This window comes from Anoxybacillus andreesenii (assembly GCF_030813005.1).
Taxonomy (GTDB): Bacteria; Bacillota; Bacilli; order Bacillales; family Cytobacillaceae; genus Robertmurraya; species Robertmurraya andreesenii.
In genome coordinates this window covers 115,501-137,099 of record NZ_JAUSTU010000001.1, presented here as the reverse complement: position 1 = coordinate 137,099, position 21,599 = coordinate 115,501, and the positions used below count along the sequence as shown (strand labels likewise).

At 42.3% G+C, this 21,599-nt stretch carries 21 protein-coding genes; 6 read left to right on the top strand and 15 right to left on the bottom strand.

The window, feature by feature from the left end:
• Positions 1-54: 54 nt before the first annotated feature.
• The gene (locus tag J2S07_RS00675) at positions 55-1,224 is read right to left on the bottom strand and encodes a DUF418 domain-containing protein (protein WP_307148464.1); all 1,170 of its coding nucleotides are present in this window, start codon (positions 1,222-1,224) and stop codon (positions 55-57) included.
• A 235-nt stretch (positions 1,225-1,459) separates the two neighbouring features.
• The gene (locus J2S07_RS00670; RefSeq protein WP_307148463.1) at positions 1,460-3,052 is read right to left on the bottom strand and encodes a long-chain-fatty-acid--CoA ligase; all 1,593 of its coding nucleotides are present in this window, start codon (positions 3,050-3,052) and stop codon (positions 1,460-1,462) included.
• Positions 3,053-3,270: 218 nt separating this feature from the next.
• On the opposite strand from J2S07_RS00670, the gene J2S07_RS00665 reads away from it, so the two are divergent.
• From J2S07_RS00665 to J2S07_RS00640, 6 genes are all read left to right on the top strand, one after another.
• Entirely contained in the window at positions 3,271-3,492 is a 222-nt protein-coding gene (locus J2S07_RS00665; RefSeq protein ID WP_307148462.1) for a spore germination protein, read from the top strand.
• A 45-nt stretch (positions 3,493-3,537) separates the two neighbouring features.
• Positions 3,538-3,780 (top strand): spore germination protein GerPB, encoded by a 243-nt coding sequence (locus J2S07_RS00660; RefSeq protein ID WP_307148461.1) that lies wholly within the window; start codon positions 3,538-3,540, stop codon positions 3,778-3,780.
• A gap of 39 nt (positions 3,781-3,819) precedes the next feature.
• On the top strand, positions 3,820-4,434 hold the full coding sequence (gerPC, locus tag J2S07_RS00655) for a spore germination protein GerPC (RefSeq protein ID WP_307148460.1): 615 nt from the start codon (positions 3,820-3,822) through the stop codon (positions 4,432-4,434).
• On the top strand, positions 4,431-4,610 hold the full coding sequence (locus tag J2S07_RS00650) for a spore germination protein GerPD (RefSeq protein ID WP_307148459.1): 180 nt from the start codon (positions 4,431-4,433) through the stop codon (positions 4,608-4,610). Before gerPC ends, J2S07_RS00650 begins: the two co-directional genes overlap by 4 nt.
• Before the next feature lie 4 nt (positions 4,611-4,614).
• A complete protein-coding gene (locus J2S07_RS00645) occupies positions 4,615-4,992 on the top strand; it encodes a spore germination protein GerPE (protein ID WP_307148458.1) in 378 nt (125 codons plus the stop codon).
• 72 nt (positions 4,993-5,064) lie between these two features.
• A complete protein-coding gene (locus tag J2S07_RS00640; protein ID WP_307148457.1) occupies positions 5,065-5,283 on the top strand; it encodes a spore germination protein in 219 nt (72 codons plus the stop codon).
• Positions 5,284-5,330: 47 nt separating this feature from the next.
• Here J2S07_RS00640 and J2S07_RS00635 read toward each other — a convergent pair whose 3' ends face one another.
• From J2S07_RS00635 to J2S07_RS00575, 13 genes are all read right to left on the bottom strand, one after another.
• Positions 5,331-5,624: a hypothetical protein gene (locus J2S07_RS00635; RefSeq protein ID WP_307148456.1), complete on the bottom strand. Its 294-nt coding sequence runs from the start codon at positions 5,622-5,624 to the stop codon at positions 5,331-5,333.
• Between the two features lie 194 nt (positions 5,625-5,818).
• The gene (locus J2S07_RS00630; protein ID WP_307148455.1) at positions 5,819-6,721 is read right to left on the bottom strand and encodes an aldo/keto reductase; all 903 of its coding nucleotides are present in this window, start codon (positions 6,719-6,721) and stop codon (positions 5,819-5,821) included.
• 17 nt (positions 6,722-6,738) lie between these two features.
• A complete protein-coding gene (gene proC, locus J2S07_RS00625) occupies positions 6,739-7,539 on the bottom strand; it encodes a pyrroline-5-carboxylate reductase (protein WP_307148454.1) in 801 nt (266 codons plus the stop codon).
• Between the two features lie 101 nt (positions 7,540-7,640).
• Entirely contained in the window at positions 7,641-11,375 is a 3,735-nt protein-coding gene (gene addA, locus J2S07_RS00620; RefSeq protein ID WP_307148453.1) for a helicase-exonuclease AddAB subunit AddA, read from the bottom strand.
• Entirely contained in the window at positions 11,353-14,853 is a 3,501-nt protein-coding gene (addB, locus tag J2S07_RS00615) for a helicase-exonuclease AddAB subunit AddB (protein ID WP_307148452.1), read from the bottom strand. The genes addA and addB overlap by 23 nt, the downstream gene beginning before the upstream one ends.
• Positions 14,854-15,177: 324 nt before the next feature.
• Positions 15,178-15,789 carry a LysE/ArgO family amino acid transporter gene (locus J2S07_RS00610; protein ID WP_307148451.1) on the bottom strand — a complete coding sequence of 204 codons (612 nt, stop codon included), beginning with the start codon at positions 15,787-15,789 and terminating at the stop codon, positions 15,178-15,180.
• A 17-nt stretch (positions 15,790-15,806) separates the two neighbouring features.
• On the bottom strand, positions 15,807-16,373 hold the full coding sequence (locus J2S07_RS00605; RefSeq protein WP_307148450.1) for a Uma2 family endonuclease: 567 nt from the start codon (positions 16,371-16,373) through the stop codon (positions 15,807-15,809).
• Between the two features lie 31 nt (positions 16,374-16,404).
• Positions 16,405-16,977: a Uma2 family endonuclease gene (locus J2S07_RS00600; RefSeq protein WP_307148449.1), complete on the bottom strand. Its 573-nt coding sequence runs from the start codon at positions 16,975-16,977 to the stop codon at positions 16,405-16,407.
• A gap of 178 nt (positions 16,978-17,155) precedes the next feature.
• A complete protein-coding gene (locus J2S07_RS00595; RefSeq protein WP_307148448.1) occupies positions 17,156-18,652 on the bottom strand; it encodes an acyl-CoA synthetase in 1,497 nt (498 codons plus the stop codon).
• An 81-nt stretch (positions 18,653-18,733) separates the two neighbouring features.
• Complete coding sequence (fabG, locus tag J2S07_RS00590; protein WP_307148447.1) at positions 18,734-19,474, bottom strand: 3-oxoacyl-ACP reductase FabG; 741 nt, start codon at positions 19,472-19,474, stop codon at positions 18,734-18,736.
• A gap of 13 nt (positions 19,475-19,487) precedes the next feature.
• A complete protein-coding gene (gene phaZ, locus J2S07_RS00585; protein ID WP_307148446.1) occupies positions 19,488-20,387 on the bottom strand; it encodes an intracellular short-chain-length polyhydroxyalkanoate depolymerase in 900 nt (299 codons plus the stop codon).
• A gap of 1 nt (position 20,388) precedes the next feature.
• On the bottom strand, positions 20,389-21,396 hold the full coding sequence (locus J2S07_RS00580; RefSeq protein ID WP_307148445.1) for a 3-oxoacyl-ACP synthase: 1,008 nt from the start codon (positions 21,394-21,396) through the stop codon (positions 20,389-20,391).
• A gap of 17 nt (positions 21,397-21,413) precedes the next feature.
• Positions 21,414-21,593: a hypothetical protein gene (locus tag J2S07_RS00575; protein WP_307148444.1), complete on the bottom strand. Its 180-nt coding sequence runs from the start codon at positions 21,591-21,593 to the stop codon at positions 21,414-21,416.
• Positions 21,594-21,599 lie beyond the last annotated feature (6 nt).

The window sequence follows — 21,599 nt, the reverse complement described above, 5'->3', positions numbered from 1 at the left end:
GTACTAATCCCCAAACATTAGCTTGTTTAGAACAGTAGATAAGTCAATTACCTATTATTCTCTCTTCCAAGGCTGTTTGTGATTGTATGTAACGCTCCTCCAAACCCACTCAACAGGACCATAAGGATGGTGCTTTAGCCAATATGAGCTTAATAGGATTTGTAACCCATAAATGATGAATACGAATACCGTTCCAGTTAATACAGACACCTTGTTGTAGAGCCCAAATCCAAAGGCATAAAATAACAAAACGGAAACTACCGATTGCAGCAGATAGTTACTTATAGATGTTTTGCCAACTGGCGCTAAGGCCCCTAATAGCTTGTTATCTGGGGACTTCTCAGCCCACAGGGCTACCCCAAAGGCAAAAGCGAAAGCGAGCATGGGTCCCCCGAAGGAATCCTGGATATATTCAAATGCGAGATGATGACCAATCACGTATGGGCTAATTTTTATCAGAAGCCCAAGGGTGAAAAAAAGCGAAAAGGCCGTTAACATCGACTTTCTTAATTCTTTCACTCTCTCAAACCAGCGCAGCTTGGCCATCCCTCCACCTATTAAGAAAAATGGAAAGATCGAAAAGAGCATCAGAAAGGAATTGTCGAGATTGTTGACAGCATACCAATCCGTTAGTCGTTGCTTCAAAATCTCCATATAGCTTCCTTGCTGATAGATTTCCACCGACTGCTTGGCCATCACTGGATCATAGATTGACATTTCCTCACCTGGCACGAGGAGTGTGAGAGCGAAGAATAACAGTGATAGAACAATATTCGGAATCAACCATAGAAGCCCTCCAGTAATGAGCATGGTTTTACCAGAAAGCCTCAAAAAAAGGAGAAACAGAAAGCCTAATAAAGCATAATTGATTAAGATATCTCCATGCCAAATAAAGACTGCATGAATCATCCCAATGGCTAGCAGCATGGCTAGTCGCCTCGATGCAATGAGGTAAAAGGATTCTCCTCTCTTCGTTGTTGTTTGGTGAAGCAGAACTAAGCCGTAGCCAAACAGCAATGAAAAAAGCGGGTAAAAGCTCCCCTGTGCAACCACATCAATTACTGAATAGATGACTTTATCCAACGGATTTTCCCACCAAGACAATGGATCTATATACAGAATGGGAGAATGAAAGGAGAGCATGTTCACAAGAAAAATTCCAAGTATCGCAAACCCTCTCATCATATCTAAGGAGATGATTCGATTTTTTCCAAAAGAATTCATTAATAGGCGAGCTCCTTTCGTAGATTACTAGCCTGTATTACAGATTATAGACGGAAGGTTGATATCGTGGCAATTATTAAACAAAGCCTTCTGCGGGAGTCTTCGGCACTGAAGTCCTGAATACATATCACTCAGTCAAAAAGAAAGACCAAACGCATTTCGCATTTGGCCGATATAACCGATTCAATTATTTCTATTTTCGCACGGATGGTGGTCATGGAATATCCTTAAGCCCTTAGTTCACAAATTTTCCGCCCTTTCCTGCAGATTCCCAGTAGTCATTGCGAAGAACAATCTTTTGAATTTTACCTGAGGCTGTCTTAGGCAGCTCCTTAACAAAGGTCACACCAGTAATTGCTTTGAAATGTGCCAATCGTTCTCTGGAAAAGGTAATCAATTCCTGCTCCGTCGTAGTCCTCCCCTCCCTAAGCACGATAAACGCATGCGGGGTTTCCCCCCATTTCTCATGTGGCACCGCAATGACAGCTGCTTCTAATACATCTGGATGGTCGTATAAGACCCCTTCCACTTCTATCGATGAAATGTTCTCACCACCACTAATAATGACATCCTTCTTGCGATCAACAATATCAATATGTCCATGTTCATCAACTGTTGCCATATCCCCAGTGTGAAGCCAGCCATTTCTTATCGCTTCCATCGTCGCCTCTTCGTTCTTCCAGTAGCCTAGCATCACCCCGTGACTTCGTACAATCACCTCACCAATTTCTTTTCCATTATGAGTGACTTCATCCCCCTGCTCAGAGACGACCTTGACCTCACAACCAATCATCGAGATCCCTGCCTTTGCTTTCAAACGATATTGGTCGTCCATGGGCAGGTCCTTTAATTGTGAACGAATGACAGATACTAAGCTTAGAGGAGCTGACTCTGTCATGCCATAGACTTGAATGAATTCCCAGCCTAACTCTTGTTCCACTCTTGTTACAAAAGCCGGAGGAGGAGCCGAACCGGCAATGACTACCCGAATGGACTGGTCAAAGGTAGGTGTATTTTGTTCATAATATTGTAGAAGAGAGTTCAGTACTGTTGGAGCCATATGCATAATGCTGACTTGGTGTTTCGTAATGGCATCAAATATTAACGCAGGTGTCGTCTTCCGTGAGCAGATTTGTGTTGCCCCGTTTGCTGTATAGTAAAAAGGAGAGCCCCAGCCATTCACATGAAACATCGGCAGAACATGCAGGAGGACATCCTCATCGCAAACACGCAGATGATGCATTGAGCTCATCGCATGTAAATAGTTATTACGATGGGTTAACATGACCCCCTTCGGATTTCCGGTTGTCCCACTCGTGTAAAGAAGGCTGCAAACATCATTCTCATCAACGTCAGCTCTGCTAAAAGCTGTCTCACTCTGTTCCCCGAGCCATTCATCATAGCCAATTTCATTCGTTTCAGGATTTTTATAATGGATCACAATCTGTTCAACGGTTTCCAATTTATTTTTGATCGGGGCAATTAAATGATATAAATCCTGATCCACAAATAATACCTTTGATTCACTGTGATTTAGAATAAATAAGTAATCATCTGGCTTGAGCCGAATATTCAATGGGACCATGACCCCACCTAGCTGAAATACGCCATAAAAACCCTCAAGCATTTCCACTGAATTTGGCGCTAAATAGGCGACTCGATCCCCCTTTTGTACACCAAACCCTCTTAAACCATGTGATAAGCGGTTGACTCGATGATTTAGTTCCTTATATGTAAATACTCTTTCCTCACAAATGATCGCTTCTTTATCCCCATATAATGAAACGGCACGATCCAAAAACTGAGTCAACACTAATGGTACATTCATCAACATCTCTCCTGACTATTTTTAAAAAATTCTAAATTAATTTTATTTTATCATGTTCCAGTATTATTTTTGAAATCATTTTTCCACCTGTTACATAACAATTTTGTGAACAACCATATTTTAGATATCGGGAAATTCTTTCCATAGGCGTTTTAATCACATTTGACCTGAACGTACATACGATAATGAAGGAATCTCTTTAAAAAGGGTGTCAAATTATGCCTGCCATCGTCGGAATCGTTCAAGTCAATTCCATCGGAACAAGCTCCGTATTTAATATCGGGGATGTCTACAAAATCATGCCTATGGCCACTGTTAAAACCTTCGCAGGTGCGGGGTCATTTAACACTGGAGATGCGATAGAAGTTTACAACCATATTAGCTCAACGAATACGTATGACCAGGATGGTGTGGATCAGCCAATTTCTTTTACCACTTAATGAGTTGATCGATACGATTCATTCGTCATATATAAGGGTGATACGATGAATATTTTTGTCCAACAGTCGATACACATTAATATTTTGAAGGTTGGGGCAGTATCCAACTCATCCGTCCTGCAAATTGGAAGTGCAGGGGTCATTAAGGATGTCTCCAATCTATATAACACGGGAGGATTTACAGGGCCGGCTCCTGCGGCACAAAAACCAGGAACACCTCCTACAGAATTGGGTATTGAACCTGAAAGCATGCTAACGCAGCCATCTGTTCCATTAAGCCTTTCATAATGGATTTCTTATCAACTACGAACGAAGGGGTGACGTTCATTGAGTCTAGAACTATACTCTTATCTCCAAAGAATGCATCATTTTATACAATTGCAGGAAAAGAGAATACAAGGACTTGAGAAGCAGCTTAGGGATTTATCTCAGGAGCTGAAAGAATTCAAAGCACGTCCTCCTGTTCACGTAGGCACCATTGAATACAAGTTTGATCAATTAAAAGTGGAAACACTGGAAGGAACATTGAATATCGGATTAAATCCCTCCGATTTAGAAAATATCGAGGAATTACAGGTAGATGGGAAGCAACCGGAAGCCCCCTTATCACCAAAGATGATGATGAAAAGATCTATGGAGCTTGAGGACGGAATCCATCTATATTTAGAAACTGATTTAGAGCCCCTTGTTCATAGGTACGAAGAAGAGCTCAATATAAAAGTGGACGCCCCATATATCAATTTTATGAAGGATGATATAAGAAAACAGATCCCTTCTCGCATAGAATATTATCTAAAGCAAATACCGGTTAATAAGCGTTCACCTGAAGAGCTGCAGGACATCAATGAGCAAATCGAAAAGCAGATCAAGAAGGATATCGAAAATGCTGTACTTGCTTTTATAAAAAATCTTCCTGACATGAGAAAGGATGAGAATCCATGATTTTTCAAGTTTATAATAGGGATTTATGCGTAGGGAATATGAAAATTGGCAGCATCTCCAGCTCCTCCATCTTATTAGTCGGGGATACGGAAACGATCCAATTAGCATCTATTTTCGATACCCCACCAGAATCCTTGATAATCGGTCCCTTTGTTCCACTAAATCCACAGGGATAAAGCTATGTACCAGAAAAGAACCTCAATTGTCAATAGCCTATCCGTTAATGTTATCACCATCGTCTCAACTCTAGAGATCGGTGATTCTGCCCACATTCACGGGACCACTCGAGCACTTGCCGTGCAGCGTGAAAAAGAGCTTTTTTTTGGGAATGAAGGAAATTTTTTAGGTTATGGTCTCTTCAATAAGCCTATTTTACTAGAAGCTGTTACGGAGCCATTAACTTATGAAAGGGAAGTCTTAAGTCCTTTTATTAAAGTTAATAATATTACGATTAACGCCATTTCCACTTCTTCTGTCGCACATATTGGTAATACAAAATCGGTGAACATGGAGGCGAGGATTAAGCATATTAGACAACTCGAGCCGCGGGAAAGGTAAGCATATGGTCCAGCTCAAAGAAATCTGGCTATGCACCGAATCCCGTGTCTAGAGCGGAAAAGGGTGTTTTAGATGCCTGCAATCGTAGGACCTGTGCAAGTTAACAATATTGGTGGGGGAGTTGTACATTTCGGAGACTCTCTCTTTATCTCTCCTAAAAGTGCTTCAAAAACCAATTCAGGCTCTGGTTCCGCCAATACAGGTGGTTTTATCGTTAACAATAATTTCTTCAGCTCAAGCAATGCCTTAAACACGAATTTAATCGACCAGCCTGTTGCGGGGAATAATTAACAAAAGTAGTCCTCTCGACGAATTGGGAGGACTACTTTTTCTCATGACTATTCCTCTTGTTCTTGGTACCAAAACTCATAGATTAGCTTTTTTCCTTCTAAAGAAATTTTCACCGTCTCAGATCCTTCATGGGATGTAAAAGTAGTACCATCCCTAGTCCAGGAGGGAAGGAGCTCCTCTAGTTTGCTCAAGTAGATAGCAAAGATTTCATCTGTCACTTCTTCCCAAAGATAGATTTCTTTATCCTCTCCGATGTTAATTGGTTGGATGCCTACTGGAAAAAACATTCTCCCATAGCCATGATTCACATAGAGCATTTCTGGATGTTCATATGGCTTCATCCCTTTTAGCTTAAGAGTTCCAATTGCTTCAAATATTTCTGCATATTCGAGCTTTGGATAGTCAAAGGAGAAATAAATAGACTCTCCTTCCTGATTCTCAATAGAAAAGAATAGTTTCTTTCATAAGAACAGGCTCAGAGTGCCTATACTCTGAGCCTGTTACGATTGCATTATTCTTTTGACTAGTTTGGTATTTAAGCCACATCTTCTCCTGTTGAGGCAATCCAAATTTTGAACCATTGCTGACGTGTCATTTTTACATTTAAGGCTTCCGTTGCCATTTTAATTCTTTCCAGCTTTCCAGATCCGACGATCGGCATGATCTTAGCTGGGTGATGCAGAAGCCATGCGTACATAACACTATCTATTTTTGTTAAAGCGAGTTCCTCTCCAACTTCCTGCAGTGTTTTTTGAAGTCGGAGTGTTTTTTCATCAGAATCAGTAAAAATTCTTCCTCCAGCAAGGGGTGACCATGCCATCGGTGGGATTCTTTTTTGTAGACAGTGTTCGATCGTTCCATCTTGAAAAGCGTGAAGATGAGAAACGGAAATTTCAACCTGATTGGTAACGAGAGGAAATGGTAAATAGCTGCTTAACATTTCTACTTGAGCTGGGGTGAAGTTCGAAACTCCAAAATGTCTTACCTTACCTTGTTCCTTAAGCATGGTGAATGCCTCAGCTACCTCTTCTGGGTCCATGTCTGGATCTGGGCGGTGAATAAGAAGAACATCGATAAAGTCGGTCTGAAGATTCTTCAATGAATTCTCTGCACTTTTCAAGATATGCTCTTTACTTGTATCGTAATACTGGATTTCATGCTCTGGGCGTTGATCAGATACGAGCTTGATCCCGCATTTGGTGACCAGTTCCATTTTTTCTCTAAGGGACGGCTTAAGAGCTAGGGCCTTGCCAAATAATGCTTCATTTTGATAATTCCCATAAATATCTGCATGATCAAAAGTGGTGATTCCGAGCTCCATGCATTCTTCAATGAGTCGTAGGATTTCGTCCTTATTGAAGTTCCAGCTATTTAATCTCCATAATCCATGTATTATTCTTGAAAATGATAAATCTTCTGCAAGTTTCACCTTTTGCAATTTAAATCACCCACCATTTATAGTTTTTTCGTCTTTTCCGTACATTTATCCATCGCTTGAAGGACTGCTGCTCGAAAACCATTTTCTTCAAGAGCGGCTACAGCTTCGATCGTTGCTCCACCTGGAGTACAAACCTGATCCTTTAATTCACCTGGATGAATACCTGTCTCTAAAACCATTTTCGCTGCACCTAACACAGCTTGGGACGCAAAGCGATAGGCCTGCTCCCGAGGGATCCCATTTCTTACACCCCCATCTGCAAGCGCCTCAATGAACAAATAGACATAAGCTGGGGAGGAGCCGCTTATTGCAGGAATACTATCCATCAGTTGCTCCTTAATGACTTCCACCTGACCAAAAGAGCGGAAAATCTTCAGTACATCATCCATATCCTCTTTACTTACTTCTTCGTTTATGCATAGAGCACTCATTCCCTCACCAACAAATGATGGAGTATTTGGCATAGAACGTACTGCCTTTATTTGCTTGTCAAATTCTTTTTCGAGGAATCCTATTGTAATCCCTGCCGCAACAGTGATTATCACCGTATGCTCCGCAATCTCTTGTTTGATTTCCTGGATGACTTCCTTATGTATTTCTGGTTTCACAGCTAGGAATAGAATATCAGACCATCCCGCAACAACACGATTATCATTTGCCGTTTGGATCGAATACTTTTCTTTAACAAGCTCTAGGGTAGTATGTGTTTTTGCACTAACCATAATTTGCTTCGGGGAAATCGTTCCTGATGATATTAATCCTTTTATCATCGCTTGGGCCATTTTTCCGCACCCTATGAAGCCAATCTTCTTTTTCATTCGATAAAGCCTCCTTTAGTGAATCTCACTTTTAATCGAAAACTGTCCTCATAGCGACTTCCATGAGGACAGTTTTCCCAATTTCATTGCTGATCCTATCTTCACAGCTGAAGGATGTGCCCCCCATCAAAAAAGAAGAGATACCTTTCAACCACTTTTTTCTTCAATATTTGTTCTAGGGCCTGTGTATAGAGATCGATTTGTATGCGGTAACGTTCTTCTAGGATGGGCCTTGCCTGTTCAAAGCCCCCCTTATATCGATCGTGAATAGCGTCGGTCTTATAATCGACCAGGACCAATCCACCAGGACTGTCCTCAAATACACAGTCAATGACACCCTGTACTAAAATAGGTTCAGGCTCGCCCTGCCAATTTGGGTAGGCCAAATGCACTGGAAAGGCGGCACTAAATGGGACCTCCCGCTTTAGATTTGACGCTCTTAACATCCTTGCACCTAGTTCCGTTTCAAAGAACTTCACAATCTCATCAACCGAAATCACCTGCTTCTGCTCCTCGGTGATCAATTCCTTCTTCACCATTTTCTCGAGCAGCTCCTCTATCACAGGAGCGGTCACAGGCTTTGTCAAATCAACATGCTGCATCACCATATGCATGGCGGTTCCTCGTTCTGCAGGTGTCATTGTTTTTTCCTGCATGAAGCGAGGTCGATTAAATAACGGCCTTGTAAATGAGACTAATTCCTTCCCACTAGCCTCATCAATGATTTCCCGCTGTCGCTTCATTTCAGAAACAGATTGTTTCGAACGGAATTGAGAGGCATCGTGAAAAGGATATTTCCAGCTTAAACGATTGTGAATAACTTCTTTCCACTCAGATTCCACCTTGATAGGTTTTCCCTGATACACGTAGTCAAGCAAATGATCCTCTTCCACCTGCTCCTTCACACTTGCCACAAGATCACTTGCTTGTACAAATTCAAACCTCCAAGAAGATGGATGATTCGTGATTTCTGTTGGAACAAGAGACGCTATTTCCTCACCCGACCTTAGTAGATCGCTATCTTTGTGTCTCACAAGTGCTGGGCCAATCCAATCCAAATAGCTTTTAGCGGAGGCTCGATCATATTCCTTTAAAAGCCATGACGGATGGGAGAGTTGTGTAAGCCAGCCCGCTATTTTTTTATCCAATTCCTTAACCGAAGCAAGTAAATATAACTTTTCCTTTGCCCTCGTTAGTGCCACATATAGAACGCGCATTTCTTCCGCAAGCATTTCTAGCTTCTTTTTGCGCTTAAAGGCAAGCTGAGGTAAGGAAGGATAGGAAATTCGTTTTTCAGCATTTACATATTTCGTCGCCAAGCCAAACTCCTTATCGAGCATCTGTGGCTTTCTAATATCCATCATGTTAAAGGTTCGGGCTGTACCTGCAATAAAGACAACAGGGAACTCCAAGCCCTTGCTGCTATGGATCGTCATAATCCGAACGACATCCTCTTGCTCCCCAAGCGCACGTGCAGCCCCTAAATCATCCCCGCGATCCTGCATTCGCTCGATAAAGCGCAAGAAACGGAACAACCCTCGAAAAGAAGTGCTTTCATATTGTCTCGCTCGATCATAGAGTGCTCGAAGGTTCGCTTGCCGCTGCTTGCCCCCTGGTAAGCCACCGACAAAATCGTAAAACTTCGTCTCCCGGTACAGCTGCCAGATTAACTCAGCAAGGGAGCCTTGCCTTGCTCTTTTGCGCCAGCCTGCTAAGCTGCTTAGGAACCTCTTTAGTTTTTCCTGAAGCTCTCCTGTTTTATCATTTTGTATGTTTTTACAAAAAGCAATAAGCGCATCATAAAAGGAACCTTGACGCTGATGAATGCGGACCATTGCCAACTCTTCTTCATTAAGACCTACTATTGGTGAACGAAGAACGGCCGCTAACGGAATATCCTGATACGGGTTGTCGATGATCTTCAAGAGAGACATCATAATCGATACCTCTGTCGCTTCAAAATAACCCGTTGAGAGATTCGCATAAATGGGAATACCCTGTTCCTTAAATTCCTCCATAATTTGTGGTGCCCACGTCATCGAACGGAGGAGGATGACAATGTCGCGATACATGATCGGACGGGTAGACTTGGACTTCGCATGATATACTTCCTTCCGCTCGGCAACGAGGCTCTTAATCTTCTCCGCCATCAGTCTTGCCTCTAGCTGGGATGCTTCAAGCTCGGATGCATCAAACTGCAAGCTTACTTCTTCCTCATTCTGCTCCTCATCCTTGCCCGCCTGCTCGATCAATACCAGCTCAATCGGATGGGCGCTATCTGGATAGTCAGCCCCTTTCACAAGCTCGGCTGCCTCGTCATACTCAATCTCACCGACACTTGTCCCCATTAGCTGTTTAAAGAGATAGTTCGTGCCGTCCAGCACTTCCTTGCGACTGCGGAAATTCCTTGCCAGATCAATTTTCAAACCGGTACCCTCGCCATCCTTTGTAAAGCGAAGATATTTGCCCAAAAATAAATTCGGCTCAGCAAGACGAAAGCGGTAAATCGATTGCTTCACATCCCCCACCATGAATAAATTGCCACATTCCTCACTATCCTTTGTGACAAGCTTCAGAATGGCCTCCTGCACCATGTTCGTATCCTGATATTCATCCACGAATACCTCTTTAAAGTGGTTTCGATAAGTGAGTGCGACTTCGGATGGAAGAAGAGTACCCTCTTCAGCTTTTAAAATTTGCAGACAATTGTGCTCAAGATCAGAAAAATCAACGAGCCCTTTTTCCTTCTTCGCTGCATCAAACCGTTTCGCAAACTCTTCTACAAGCTGGGCTAACCGTTCAATATGTGGAGCCATTTCCCGCATATCACGGATAAAGCTTTCTGGCTTTCTTGCAAACAGCTCCTCCTTCAGGGTCTCGACGATTTTCTTTGCTTGGTCACGAAGCTTTTGCGCCTGTTCAACTAAGTCCTTATCAAACGCATCCCCTCGGCAGACCTTCGCACGGGTAAAGGAGGTCGCCTGCATTCGAAGGTAAAGCTCCTGCCATGATTGATTCCTCGCTTCGAGCAGGGCGTCCACAAGCTGAATATCATCGATAAAGTTCTCCGCTCGTGGGGCCGGCCCTCCTGGCAATTTCGTTAATTCAAGCCCTTTTTCAAGAAGCCCTCTTGCTCCTTGAAGCTGGAGTTCAAGATCAAACAGAAGGACTCCAACAAATGGAAGCTCATCAATCGTCGCGCTCTCCTTGACATGATACAGCTCCTTCATCGACTGTAAATATTGATTCGGTGAGGGATTTGCTTGGGAGAAATCATAGATTTCTCTAATTAAATCCTGGAGTGCAATATCACTGCGATCACTTGAGAATGTATCAACAAGTGCGAAAAAGGATTCATTCCCTTCCTTCCCATATTCCTCCTCAAACAATTCCTCCAGTACCTCATCACGAATCAGCTGCGCTTCTGTCTCATCCGCTATGCGAAAGCCTGGATCCAAATCAATTTGATAATAGAATTTTCGAATCACTTCTAAGCAAAAAGAATGAAGGGTCGAAATGGAGGCTCGATTTAACAAACTTAGCTGCTTTCTTAAGTGCTTCGAGGTTGGGTTTTCATTAATTGCTTTTTCTAACGCCTCACCAATACGATGTCTCATTTCTGCTGCTGACGCATTCGTAAAGGTCACCACCAATAGTTCATCGACATCAATCGGATCTTCGGTCGAGATAATTTTTTGAATGATTCTTTCCACGAGCACAGCTGTCTTTCCTGAACCAGCAGCGGCTGCGACAAGAATATCCTGACCGCTTGCCCAGATTGCCTTCCATTGATCATCTGTCCATGTGACGTTTTTAGGCTTTGTTGGAATCTTCATCATCGGCCTCCTCCCTCATGATTTGTAGAATTTCTTCCTTTGGATGAGACTTCAGACTGCGATATTCATTAGCCTCCATTGACTCATCAAACTGACAAACGGCCTTGAAGGAACAGAAGGTACATGGAGTCCGGTCCTTCATTTTATAAGGGGAAATCTCCACATTTCCGTCCGTTATCGCATTGCCGGTCTTCACATAATGATTCCGTACATATCGGCGTAAAACATCAAATTCCTCTCTGCTAGCCACTTTAGAACGCTTTGTGAGATTGCCGTCCTTCTTGATACCGGCAGCAATGATTTGTGAGTCGCCTGTATCTAATGTTTGATCCATCATGCGAATGACATTTTCCTCTCCAAGGAGGAGTCCATTCATCTTGAATTTCTTCATTAGCTCCTCTTCAAGCTCTTCTAGTGAAAGCATTTTCGTCGTGTTCACCATTGGGTTATGAACATGAAAATAGAGAACCCCCGCTGGGTTCGCGCCACTACCGATCAGCTTCTCTGAATTTAACAAGATAATATCCAAGTACGTCAGCATCTGTAGGGCAAGACCATAGTAGACTTCATTGATATTGACATCCTTGGTGCTAGATTTATAATCAATGACTCTTAAATAGACGCCATTCTCATCCTCAGCTTTATCAACACGATCAATGCGGCCGACGAGCTCCATCTTTGTCCCATTATGGAGAGAGAACTTCATCGGCGGCAGCTCTTGCTTTGGACCAAAACCAAGCTCTAACCCGATGGGAGCAAAGCCGCTTGCCTTTGCATGCTCCTGTAAAATAAGCGAAGCCCTTTTAATAATTTGCTCAAGCTTTCTTTTTATATAATGATGGCGATTGGAACTTAATAGGATTTCTGACGCAAGCTTCGGTGCCAATAGTTCAACTGCTTCCCTAGCAAGTCGTTCTATTTCTTCCTTTGTCATATGATCCCACGAACGTTCACCAACCATCACCGTTTCAACAATATATTTCAAGGCTCCGTGAAACAGTTCGCCGATATCTGGTGCCTCTAAACGAAAGATTTGACGCTCCTTCAGCTTCAAGCCATGCCTTGCAAAATGCGAAAATGGACAAGCAGAAAACAGCTCCATTCTGGAGACACTTCCCTGAATCACATCGGTGTATAGCTCCTTGCTTGTCTCCTCGGTCAACGGCCTAGTTTCATTCTTGAAGTCCAAGCTCCGAAACACCATTTTAGCTGTTTTACTTAGGATTGGATGAGTAACATAATAGTTGTACACATCCCACCACATTTCATAGATCGGATAATTCCTTTTTTTCTGCTGTAATTGCGTTGTTAAAAAGGAGAGTGCCGTCTGTTCGTGGGAGATATAATCCAATTGTTCCTGTTCGGGAAGCTCTGAAACCTTTGTGCCATAGTGTTGCACCTGAATGTCTGGGAACATCTCTTCTAATCTATGAATATAAGAGGATGGCATAAGTGCCTTTCCTTCATCATTTGCCAGCGGATAGCTAATAAAAAGCCGATCAGAGGCAGTCGTAAAGGCACTGTAGGCGAGAAACTCTTCATCTAGCAATCTCCTGCGACTGCTTGGAGCAATGGTTAACCCCCTTGTGAGAAGCCGCTCTCTGTCTTCATCAGCAAGAAGACCCTCCTCGGACATTTTGGCTGGAAGAACCCCTTCGTTCAAGCCGATGACAAAGGCAATTCTCACATCGGAAAGACGTGATTTCTCCAAATCAGCTACCAAAACTTGATCGATAGCAGGTGGTACGAGAGCAAAGCGTAAGGACTCAAGCCCTGAATCGAGGATGCTCACAAATTTCTTGGTCGATATTTGCTCATTCCCGAGCATTTCAACAAATTGATCAAGTAGATCAATGATCCCATTCCACGCTTGATCATGCTCTCTCGCGGCAATGAGATTTCCTTTCTCCTCCTCTTCCAATTTCCATACTTCTAGCTTCGTTGGAATTTCGAGCTCCTCCAGATATAAATAAAGGGCCTCAGCAAGCTCTCTTCCTATCTCGGCCTTCTTAAGCCGCCTGGCGAGCTTCATGATCGGTGTGGTGATCATATTTTTCAAATCATTTAATTCATCTTCTCGCTCTTTCTCAGCATCGGTTTGCACCATATTCTCCAGCTCTAGCCCTCTAAACCTACGATATTTCCAGCGTTCCTTTTTCGTCCATTTTGCTCCTTGAATGCCATGTTCAAGCACATAGTTCTCTAATTGGTCCATCTTGGCCCGGAGCTTTTGCGGGTTTTGCTTCACTGGAAATAAGAGCTCGGTTTTGACCGCGCGAAAAACTGGTTCATACCTCCAAAACCCTGTAATCACCTCAAGACTTGAACGCACCAGCTCTATTAATGGATGATTGAGCATCGTTCTTTTTTGGTCAATGAAGACAGGCACCTCATAGTCCTTAAAAATATTTTCAATTAAGTCGGTGTATTCCTGTCCGTTTCGCACGAGGAGAGCGATATCGTGATAGCGATATCCTTCTTCCTGGACGAGCTTACGAATTTTGCGGGCCACACCTTCCACTTCCGTACGGCGATTGGCTGCCTGAGCTATTTGAATAAGTGGTACTCCCTTATAAGAAACGGCTGGACGCTTGTCCAAATTTCCCTCTAAATGCTGGAGTGAGTCATGGGCAAGCCGCAATTGCTCGTGAAAATGTAACTCCTCCACGTCCAAGCCTTCCACTTTTGCCATCTCGTAAATAGTCTGACATGTTTCCCCTGTCATTCGAAAGAGATGGAGTTCATCCGGTCCTTCCTCATAAAAAGGCTGATCTAACGTAAGGGCAATCGTTACCTGTTTCGCATGCTTCATGAGCTGCGCCAAAATTTGATATTCCTGGGGAGTGAAGCTATGAAACCCATCTACATATATGGTCGCAGCTTTTAAGTAAGACGAACCTGCAATTTGCTCCCCAAGTAATCGTAAGTAATCCTCAGAATCGATATATTTGTCAAAAAGGGCATCCTCAAACGCCTGATAAATGATCTCTAAATCATGAAGCTTGTCCTGGAGAATTTTATCCTGTGTGGAGCCATCCAGGACATTCTGCTTTTCTATTAATTCCTCGGGGCGAACGAGGTAACGCTTGAACTCTGTCAAAATTGTCTCCATTTGCTGGACAAAGCCATTCTTCTCCGCAGCCCGCTCAAATAAACGCAGTTCATCCTTCTTATCTTCCAAAATCTTTCGGATCAGCATGCTAATCCCGACATTGTTGACATGGTAACGGCTAATCCCGCCTGTTTCCTGCAAAACTCTCCAGGCAAGGCGCGAAAAGCTAAATACTTGCGTGCGGATCATTCCACCTAAATTTGGAGTTTGAATCAATTTATATTCAGACAAAAATGTCATTTGATCAGGAACTAAATAAATGATTGGGTCTCCCTCTGGAGCCTGCTGCATTTTTTTCACGATTTCTTTCATGCAGAAGGTTGTCTTTCCCGTACCGGATCTGCCAATCAATAGTCTAATAGACATATCGAACCTCCTCATTTGGAGAGCTATATTTCTTCCTTTAACAGTTTACCATATGAGAAGGGCAATTTTTCATACAACGAATTTAACACTTTTTTCATGTTTGGTATGGGTTTGTCCTTTCCTACCAATGTAGGACCTTTCTAGTAAAAATAGCATAGAAATGAGCGATACTCCCAACATGGTATAAGAATCGTCAGTTGGCACACCTTCTCTTCGTTGTTGCTCCAAAAGGCAGGAGCAAAGACTCGTTCAGGCATACCAACTGACAATTGTTTTTCTCAATGAAAAAGGATGCCTCAGACCATAGGTCGACTGAAGTATCCTTTACGAAAATAATGACATACCAATATAAATAGCCGTTCCCCACATGATAATGGCTGACACTTTATTTAATAGGTTTAGGAAGCTACCCGATTGATTAAGATTCCCTACCAATCTTCCAGCTAGTGCGAGGCCCACAAACCAAAGCCAAGAGGTGGTAATACAGGCGAGGGCAAAGGCTATCTTTTCTGTACCGATATATTTGATGGAGCTTGTTCCAATGACGCCAACTGTATCAAGAATCGCATGCGGATTAAGGAGCGACACGCTCATTGCGAAAAGAATTTGTTTTTTCGGTGAAAACGAAGTTTGTTCATCATCGACCTGCGCTGGTTTGCTTCTCCAAACGACCACACCCATGTAAATAAGAAAAAGAATTCCTGCGATAAATAATAGCGTTTTTATCCAATAGGAGCTAAGGACAACAACGGAAACTCCTAGCACCGCTAAAGAGATTAATAGTGTGTCACAAAGCGAAGCAGTCAAAACGACAGGAATAGCGCGAGAAAGCTTCGGCTGCATCGCCCCTTGATTAAAGACGAAGACATTTTGCACCCCTAAGGGAAGTATTAAACCAAACGCTAAAATAAATCCGTGAATGATTGCTTCCATCATAAAAGTTCCTCTTTTTCCTAATCCTTAAATAAATTTGCTACATCAACGGAAAATCCATTAAAATGTTTCGACTTAATGAAGCCTATTTCCGTTTTCATATCATATTGTTCATACATTTTTTCTTTGTTTAAAGTATAAACCGTGACGGAATTTAACATCGGGTTGACGATCCAATATTCGTTAACCCCATAATTCATATAGAGATTAAGTTTTGTAATCAAATCATGGGACTGGTTTGAAGGGCTTAAAATCTCAATGATTAGTTCTGGAACGCCTACATATCTAGCATCTGTAAAACCACTTTTGTCACAGATGATGCTAATATCAGGAATGACTATTTTTGTTCCCTGTATGTCCTGACTCTTTAATTCAATGTCATACGGTGCATGAAATAACTCACATGGCTTTCCTTGTAAATAAGCTCGGAAGTTTGATTCAAGACGATTCGACACACGCTGATGCTTTGTTGATGGAGATGGGGACATATAAACAAATCCGTCGATATATTCCAGTAAAGCCTCGCTATTTTCACGAATTTGAAAGAATTCTTCGATTGATATTGGCTCCTTACAATACTGATGCATGATTCATCCCTTCCTCCTCATTTTTCAAATACTAAAATTCTTCCCGAAAGACATTCCTTAAATTTATAGATAATCCCTCAAACATCTTTACTTCAATAACCTCATTCTGGGCAAATGTTCCTTCATGCTTGTACAGTCCATTTTTCAATACAAATACATCAATAACTTCATGAATTGGATCAACGATCCAATATTCTTTTACACCCGCTCTTTGATACCGGTTGAATTTAATCATCTTATCCACTTTTGCAGTAGATTTTGAAAGGATTTCTACAATTAAGTCTGGTGCACCCGCAATATGATTTGTGCGGATTTTATTCATATCACAAACGATGACAATATCTGGTTTCACCCATTCGTTTATTTTGGAATGATCATCTTCATCGCTAAGACAAACATCTATTTCTCCTAACACTCTACATGACCTGTTTCTCAAAAATAAATTAAATTCTGTTGAAAGCTCCATTGCAATCGATTGGTGTTTTACATTTGGTGAAGGGGACATATTATAGATTTGCCCATCAATCACCTCATATTGAATATCCTCATCCAATTTCAAGTATTCAGCATATGTTAAGGGATTCTTTCCTTGTGGCAATGCCATTAATAATAACTCCTTTCATACGTATACAGTCCATTTCTATATTTCCATTATACAACATTTCCCATCTATGACCTATATGAACATGGTGCTACGGGATCTAAAAAACCACTTGAAGCACGATTCTTCAAGCGGTCATTAATGGAGGTCAATCTGGTTTCCTCCTTCACCAAAAATTGATTTATTCACTGACTATTTTCATGCTCATTTCTTTTAGAAGTTTTTTGTCAATTTTTCCAACTGGAGTGGTTGGCAGTTGTTCAATAAAGTGAAAAACTTTAGGGATCTTGTATTTTCCGAGCTTGTGAGAACAATAGGATTTTAATTCTTCATCTGTGAGGGGTTGGTGATTTTTTGCGACAATGAATGCCACCACCTTCTCGCCCCATTTTTTATCGGGAATCCCGATAACTGCCACTTCCTCAATTTGTGGATGGGCACAAAGCCAATGCTCTACCTCTAATGGATATACATTCTCCCCACCGGTGATAATCATATCCTTTTTCCTGCCCACAATATAGTAATAGCCTTCCTCATCCTTTTTCGCTAAGTCACCTGTATGAATCCAACCATCCTTCATCGTTTCCTTGGTCGCCTCTTCATTTTTCCAATAGTATTCGAAGGAATGCTTGCCTTTAATGAGGACCTCACCGACCTCATCAACAGCTGTTTCTTCCCCATTTTTTTTCATCAGCTTAATTAGATTGAACATCATCGGTTTTCCGACAGACCCCGGCTTCCTTAAGGCATCGACTGGGTCAATGAAGAAGTTATTCGGCCCTGCTTCCGTTAGCCCGTAGCCTTCCTTGAATAGAATCCCCTTCCTTTTGAATGCCTCATAAATATCGAGCGGGCACGGAGCACCTCCTGATAAAAAAACCTTCATTGACTGAAAGGGATTCCTCTTGAATTCGTCCGTCTCAATCAACATTTGATACATCGTTGGGACCAATAGAACGGTTGTGCATTGATACTTGTTCAGATAGTAAATTGCTTTTTCAGGTTTGAAATCTCGAGCAATCACCACTGTTCCACCTGCAATCAATATCGGAAGGGAGAGTGCATTGATTCCCCCTGTATGGAATAAGGGCATGTAGGTTATCGTCGTATCATCATTCGTTAAATTCCAGCTGATAATTGTGTTCATCGCATTCCAAATTATCGATTGATGGGAAAGAACCACTCCCTTTGGTTTACCTGTTGTCCCGCCTGTATAGATGATAGCTAATGGATCTTTTTCATCAAGATTGTCAACGAAAAATGGTTTTCCATCGATAATATTGTTCTCTTTGTCCACTTGAAAAATTTGATAGTCTGAGAATATTTCGTTACGGATATTCTCAGAAAAACTAGAATGATATCCAACTAGCTTCGGTGTGCAATCCTGTAAAATATATTCGATTTCAGGGAAGGACAATCTCCAGTTTATCGGAACAAAAATCGCACCGATTTTCCCGCATGCAATGAGTAGTTGAAAATAGCTAATATCATTAGGTGAGAGAAGGGCGACACGGTCTCCCTTTCTCACTCCTTGTTCGTATAGCCAATTTGCTGTAGCTACACATAGATCGTGGAGCTTGGCAAATGTCCAATCCTTCTCTTGTTCCGCATCAATAATTGCTTGTTTATTGGGGGCTATTCTCATTCTCCCCTCTAGCCAATCCAGCTCCCACACCATAATCTCTCCCTCTTTCTTGATAGGCTCATTGTATGGTTTCGGGGTTACAAGAGAGTTACACAGGATTTCTGATTTGATCGATTACATCATAATTCCGCCATCAACATGTAATGTAGTGCCATTGACATATTTTGCTTCATTGGATGCGAGGAAAAGATAGGCATTTGCGATATCTGCCGGTTCGCCAAGAGACCCTAGCGGAACCATCTTCTTCATTTGCTCGAGCACCTTTTCTGGAACCTTCGCCGTCATCCCGGTTGCAATAAATCCAGGAGCCACTGCGTTTACGGTAATTCCCTTACGACCGAGCTCCTTCGCCCATGTTTTCGTCATTCCGACAACACCTGCTTTCGTTGCGGCATAATTCGTTTGACCGATATTGCCATACACACCGGAAACGGAGGAAGTATTAATGATCCTGCCACTCCCCTTTGCCACAAGCGTCGGAAGAACCGCTTGGGTACAATGGAACACGCCTGAAAGATTCACATCCAACACTTTTTGAAAATCATCTACAGACATTTTAGAAAGCATCGCATCCCTTGTGATGCCCGCATTATTGACTAAAATATCGATATCTCCAAAATAGTCGAGTACCCTTTGAACCATCGTATCTACACTATTACGATCCGAGACATCCACTTGTAAAAAAGCTACCTCAAAGTTTTTATTCTGTAATTCACTTACTTTTGCCTCTCCCACACCAGTATCGTAATCAGCAATTGCCACTTTTGCTCCTTCGCGAGCAAAGGTTTCTGCCGCTGCAAAGCCAATTCCTCCTGCACCACCAGTAATGATTGCAACCTTACCTGCTAATCTCATCATCCATCCTCCATTATGCTAAAAAATCGGTCATTTCTTTAAGTAGCTGTTCCAGATCATCTACAAGTGGCGAATGCCCACAATCCTTCAACTCTACAAATCTCGCATGTTCACCTAGGTCTTCCATAATTTCTGTTGCCATATTTTCTAACACAACATAGTCACGGTCTCCTCGTAAAACGAGGGTTGGAATCGTAATATCCTTCGCCTGATTCGTCCCATCCGTGAGACCATTATGGACGGAGCTAATATTGAACGTGTTCAAAGCATGATACACCTCTGCTAAATTCCTTTGAGTCAGCATATCATCGACGTACTCCTCATATCGGTCAGGACTTGGTTGATTTTTCGTATAAATAAGCATATTCCATGTTGCTTTCAATACCTCACGATTGCCAGAATCGTAGGCACCCTGAATCGTTAGTGTCTTACTGTCCTTTCTCACATCCTCGATGGTTTGCAAGCGATTATTTACATCAACCTGCCCATCCTCTGTCAGTCCATAAAAAGGGTAGCCCCTCGTTGAGCCTGATGCTAGGAGGACAAGCCTATCACAAATCCCCGGATAATCTGCAACAAACTGCATGGCAACACATCCTCCTGTAGACCAGCCAACAATGGAGAAATCCGTTAACTGAATCGCCTCCACAAACAGCTTGATGTCATCTGAGAAATCCTTAATTGTACGAATGGGCTGATGATAGGTCGACTCACCGAAGCCACGCATATCAACGGCATAAATTTTAAAGCTCGGATCCATCGACTCCAGAACCAAATCCCAATGCTTTGAAGAAGTCATATTTCCATGGATGAGTAATAGCTTCTTTTCTCCGCCTTCTCGTTCACGATAAGCAAGTGTTTCCCCATTCGGTAATTCAACTTTTTTCAACACAACCTCTACACTCAGTTCCATTTCAGTCACCCTTTCCCCAGCGTATTGTTGTTGCACCCCATGCATAACCGATTCCAGCACTCACTAACACGACGACATCTCCATCCTTCAGCTTCCCCTCACTGGTGGCAAGCTCTAAGGATAGAATTTGATCAATCTGACCGATATGTCCATAGTTTTCAAGATAAATAGAATGGTCAGCCGATAATCCCAGTTCCCTTAAAACATAATCATGGGCTGATTTTTTCATATGAAGAATGGCCAAATAGTCAATATCCGCTTCTGAATAGCCGCTTTTACGAAGCGACTCCCGAATAACCTTAAGGAAGTTGGCCATCGATTTCTGTTCTAATCGGATCTTCATCCCTTCTGGATCAAGTACATCCAGTTGTTGAAGATGAAGGTTTTCCTTTGTTAATGGATTTCTCGTTCCCCCTGCGACAACAACTACATCCTCAGAGAATGAACCATCGGTCATCAAATGGGACTCAAGAAGAATATTTTCTTGATGCCCTTTTTGCAGTAAAATGGCTCCTCCCCCTGCCCCTAAATTGAACATGAATCTTGTTCTCGTATTCTCATAATCGATAAAATCGACATTTCGATAGCCGCCTGCAAGGAGAACGGTATTAATAGTTGAATCCGCTATCATCATATCCTTTGCGACCTTCAATGCCATAATGGTCGTCCCACATCGCAAAGCGACATCAAATGCCCAAGCATTGTTTGCTCCAACTTCCTCCTGAAGCTTGATTCCTGCGGTCCACAAAGGGTATTCCTTATGCTCCTCGCCGATATAAATCACGAGGTCAATATCTAATGGATCGATTCCTGCCCTTGCGATGGCCTTTTTGGCAGCTCGAACTCCCATTTCACAGGTATGATCCTCTGGTCCTGGAATCAGTTTTCTTTTTATTCCCATTTTTTCTTCTACAATTTTTGGGGGAATCCCTGCTTTATTCGCAATTTCTTCCCCCGTTAAAAAATGATCCGGAAGATAGGTTGCAACGCTACGTATGCCAATATTCAAATCCTTCACCTCGAGTTCTAAATTTCCCCGATAACCTTCTTCATAAAAACCGTTGCTTCCTCAATCGATTCGAAGAGCGTCTCTTCATCCTTTTGAACATGAGTCACCTTGATTCTCCAGCTTTTTCTGTTCGACTCCATATCGATGTCAGCTAAATGGAAGCGAACGATAAAAGAGGCAATTTGATTTTGTTCCAACTCCAT

Bases quoted from the DNA above. Each gene is read 5' to 3' on its own strand.
- J2S07_RS00675 (WP_307148464.1), bottom strand. From the start codon at position 1,224: ATGAATTCTTTTGGAAAAAATCGAATCATCTCCTTAGATATGATGAGA.
- J2S07_RS00670 (WP_307148463.1), bottom strand. From the start codon at position 3,052: ATGAATGTACCATTAGTGTTGACTCAGTTTTTGGATCGTGCCGTTTCA.
- J2S07_RS00665 (WP_307148462.1), top strand. From the start codon at position 3,271: ATGCCTGCCATCGTCGGAATCGTTCAAGTCAATTCCATCGGAACAAGC.
- J2S07_RS00660 (WP_307148461.1), top strand. From the start codon at position 3,538: ATGAATATTTTTGTCCAACAGTCGATACACATTAATATTTTGAAGGTT.
- J2S07_RS00650 (WP_307148459.1), top strand. From the start codon at position 4,431: ATGATTTTTCAAGTTTATAATAGGGATTTATGCGTAGGGAATATGAAA.
- J2S07_RS00645 (WP_307148458.1), top strand. From the start codon at position 4,615: ATGTACCAGAAAAGAACCTCAATTGTCAATAGCCTATCCGTTAATGTT.
- J2S07_RS00640 (WP_307148457.1), top strand. From the start codon at position 5,065: ATGCCTGCAATCGTAGGACCTGTGCAAGTTAACAATATTGGTGGGGGA.
- J2S07_RS00635 (WP_307148456.1), bottom strand. From the start codon at position 5,624: ATGAAGCCATATGAACATCCAGAAATGCTCTATGTGAATCATGGCTAT.
- proC (WP_307148454.1), bottom strand. From the start codon at position 7,539: ATGAAAAAGAAGATTGGCTTCATAGGGTGCGGAAAAATGGCCCAAGCG.
- addA (WP_307148453.1), bottom strand. From the start codon at position 11,375: ATGAAGATTCCAACAAAGCCTAAAAACGTCACATGGACAGATGATCAA.
- addB (WP_307148452.1), bottom strand. From the start codon at position 14,853: ATGTCTATTAGACTATTGATTGGCAGATCCGGTACGGGAAAGACAACC.
- J2S07_RS00610 (WP_307148451.1), bottom strand. From the start codon at position 15,789: ATGATGGAAGCAATCATTCACGGATTTATTTTAGCGTTTGGTTTAATA.
- J2S07_RS00605 (WP_307148450.1), bottom strand. From the start codon at position 16,373: ATGCATCAGTATTGTAAGGAGCCAATATCAATCGAAGAATTCTTTCAA.
- J2S07_RS00600 (WP_307148449.1), bottom strand. From the start codon at position 16,977: ATGGCATTGCCACAAGGAAAGAATCCCTTAACATATGCTGAATACTTG.
- J2S07_RS00595 (WP_307148448.1), bottom strand. From the start codon at position 18,652: ATGGTGTGGGAGCTGGATTGGCTAGAGGGGAGAATGAGAATAGCCCCC.
- fabG (WP_307148447.1), bottom strand. From the start codon at position 19,474: ATGAGATTAGCAGGTAAGGTTGCAATCATTACTGGTGGTGCAGGAGGA.
- phaZ (WP_307148446.1), bottom strand. From the start codon at position 20,387: ATGGAACTGAGTGTAGAGGTTGTGTTGAAAAAAGTTGAATTACCGAAT.